Annotated in this window: 4 protein-coding genes; 2 read left to right on the forward strand and 2 right to left on the reverse strand. The window is 78.0% G+C overall.

Annotated features, from left to right (window positions below):
• Both HGCM_RS14110 and HGCM_RS14115 read left to right on the forward strand, forming a co-directional pair.
• The coding region (locus HGCM_RS14110) for an Lhr family helicase (RefSeq protein WP_425457481.1) at positions 1 to 832 on the forward strand (832 nt) is incomplete at its 5' end.
• Positions 825 to 1,592 (forward strand): DNA-formamidopyrimidine glycosylase family protein, encoded by a 768-nt coding sequence (locus HGCM_RS14115; protein ID WP_019137480.1) that lies wholly within the window; start codon positions 825 to 827, stop codon positions 1,590 to 1,592. The genes HGCM_RS14110 and HGCM_RS14115, both read left to right, overlap by 8 nt.
• A gap of 75 nt (positions 1,593 to 1,667) precedes the next feature.
• On the opposite strand, the gene HGCM_RS14120 is transcribed toward HGCM_RS14115, so the two are convergent.
• Both HGCM_RS14120 and HGCM_RS18385 read right to left on the reverse strand, forming a co-directional pair.
• A complete protein-coding gene (locus HGCM_RS14120; RefSeq protein ID WP_019137481.1) occupies positions 1,668 to 2,000 on the reverse strand; it encodes a helix-turn-helix domain-containing protein in 333 nt (110 codons plus the stop codon).
• Positions 2,001 to 2,292: 292 nt separating this feature from the next.
• Positions 2,293 to 2,623 (reverse strand): CinA family protein (locus HGCM_RS18385; RefSeq protein ID WP_040399127.1); only part of this gene is annotated, 331 nt, incomplete at its 5' end.

Genomic DNA, 2,623 nt, shown 5'->3' on the forward strand with positions numbered 1-2,623 from the left:
CGTGCCGGGCGGCGGTGCGGGATCCGCGGCGTCCGGGGCGGGCCGCTGGTCGCTGCTGCCGGCGCGCGAGCTGGACCCGACGCTGCGCGCGCACGCGCTGGCGGCGCAGCTGCTGGACCGGCACGGCGTGCTCACGCGCGCCGTCGCCCCCAGCGAGAACCTCGGCGCGCGCTTCGCCGACGTGTACCGCGTGCTGGCGGCCCTGGAGGAGGCGGGGCAGGTCCGCCGCGGCTACTTCGTCGAGCGGCTCGGCGGCACGCAGTTCGCCCTGCCAGGCGCGGTCGACCGGCTGCGCTCGGACGCGCAGGTCGTCCAGACGGCCGCGCAGCGTGCGCAGGACGGCCTGGAGCCGCCCGAGCCGCACGTCGTGGTGCTCGCGGCCACCGACCCGGCCAACCCGTACGGCGCGGCGCTCGCCTGGCCGGCGGCGCCGGTCGAGGACGCCGACGCCGCGGCGGTGCGGCACCGGCCCGGCCGCAAGGCCGGCGCGCTCGTCGTCCTCGTCGACGGCGACCTCGCGGTCTACCTCGAGCGCGGGGGGCGCTCGGCGCTCAGCTTCTCCCGCGACGCGCACGTGCTCGCCGCCGCGGCGCGCGGGCTCGTGACGACGTCCGCCGAGCGTCACCTCGGCCGGCTCACGGTCGCCCGGGTGGACGGGCTGCAGGTGCTCGGCGAGGGCGGCCTGCACAGCCCGCTCGGCGAGGCGCTGTCGTCGGCGGGCTTCGCCACCACGCCCCGCGGCCTGCGGTTCGGCTCGCCGGCGCGCACGGGCGGCGCCTCGCGCGCCGGGGCGCCCAGCCCTGAGCCCGACGGCCCGGTGCGGCGTGCCTGAGGGCGACTCGCTGCGCCGCGCGGCCGCGCGGCTGGACGCCGCCCTCGTCGGTGCTCCGCTGGTGCGCGCCGAGCTGCGCTGGCCCACGGCCGCGACGGTCGACCTCGTCGGGCGCTCGGTGCTGGGGACGCGCCCCTACGGCAAGCACCTGCTGACCCGCCTCGACGACGGGCGCACGCTGCACACGCACCTGCGGATGGACGGCACGTGGCGCGTCGCCCGCACGGGTTCGAGCGGTGCGCGCGCCGGCAGCCCGGACGTCCGCGCGGTGCTGGCCACCCCGACGTGGACGGCGATCGGGCTCAAGCTCGGCATGCTGGACGTCGTCCCGACGCCGGCCGAGCACACGCTGATCGGCCACCTCGGCCCCGACATCCTCGACGACCCGGTCGACGCGGCCGAGGCGCTGCGCCGGTGGGCGCTCGCCGGCTCGACACCCGTCGCGGAGGTGCTGCTCGACCAGCGGGTCGTCGCCGGGATCGGCACCATCTACGCCGCGGAGTCGCTGTTCGCCGAGCGGCTCTGGCCGTGGACCCCCGCGCACGCGGTGCCGGACCCGGCGCGGCTGCTGGGCGTCGCGCGCCGGCTCATGCAGCGGTCCGTCGCCGCGGGGCCCCGGCCGTCGAACGTCCACGGCCGAGCCCGCCGTCCCTGCCCCCGGTGCGGCACGCCGATCGCCGTCGGCCAGGCGCGCCGCCCGCCCCAGGAGCGGCCGATCTTCTACTGCCCCCGCTGCCAGCGCCCACCCGGCGACGCCTAGGCGACGCGCGGGACGCGCCGGGCACGACGAAGCCCGCGAGAGCGGTGGTTCTCGCGGGCTTCGTCGGGTGCGGCGTCAGCCGATCGGAGCGAGCTCCGACCGGGTGAGCGCCCACCCAGAGTCGTTGGTGCCGGAGAGGAGCTCGGCGGGGACCGTGTCGGGGATCAGCAGGCCCTCGGCGACGGCCACGCGGTCGCTGACCTCACGGAGCACGAGCGACATCGGGACGTCCAGCGCCTCGCAGATGCTGTGCAGCAGCTCCGACGACGCCTCCTTCTGACCTCGCTCGACCTCGCTCAGGTACCCGAGCGAGACACGAGCGGCCGACGAGACCTCACGCAGGGTGCGGCCCTGGCGCTGTCGCGCGTCACGCAGCACGTCGCCGATCTCTCGACGGAGTACGACCATCCGGGCTCCCCCTCTCGCGTCCTGTCCCGCCACCGGCGTCGGAGCCCCTGGACGGGCCAGCCCGACGACCGCGGCCCCCGGCACTGCCTTCACCGGGAGAGTCCCACCGTACCGTGCGCCTCCGACACGTGCGTGGTCGCGTCGTGTCTTCGGACGAGTTGTCATCACGGTCGTTGCAACGCCCCGCGAGGCCAGCGTGTTCCCCGCCGCGCCACGCCGCCAGCAGGGCGCGTCGTTCTCACCCGCGGGATCACCCGGACAGCGCGCGTCCGTGCTCCCGGGCGACGGGTCGTCACCCGGTCGGCGCACCGCCGACGAGCTCGAGCGCGAGCCGCAGCACCGCCGTCGCGGCGACGGTGCGCACGAGCGCGCGCCCACCGGGGACGCGCAGCGAGCGGACCTCGCGCCCGGAGGGCGTCTCGACCGCGACGTGGAGGGTGCCGGGCGGGTGGCCGTCCTGCGGGTCGGGCCCCGCGACGCCGGTCGTCGCGAGCCCCACGTCGGCGCCGAGCCGGCGGCGGACGCCGGCGGCCATCGCGAGGGCGACCTCGGCGTCCACGGCGCCGCGCTCGGCCAGCAGCGCCGCGTCCACGTCGAGCACCGACGCCTTGAGGTCGGTCGCG

It is taken from the genome of Cellulomonas massiliensis JC225 (assembly GCF_000312005.1).
Taxonomy (GTDB): Bacteria; Actinomycetota; Actinomycetes; order Actinomycetales; family Cellulomonadaceae; genus Cellulomonas; species Cellulomonas massiliensis.

Coding starts and splice junctions, on each gene's coding strand:
- HGCM_RS14120 (WP_019137481.1), bottom strand. CDS start 2,000: ATGGTCGTACTCCGTCGAGAGATCGGCGACGTGCTGCGTGACGCGCGA.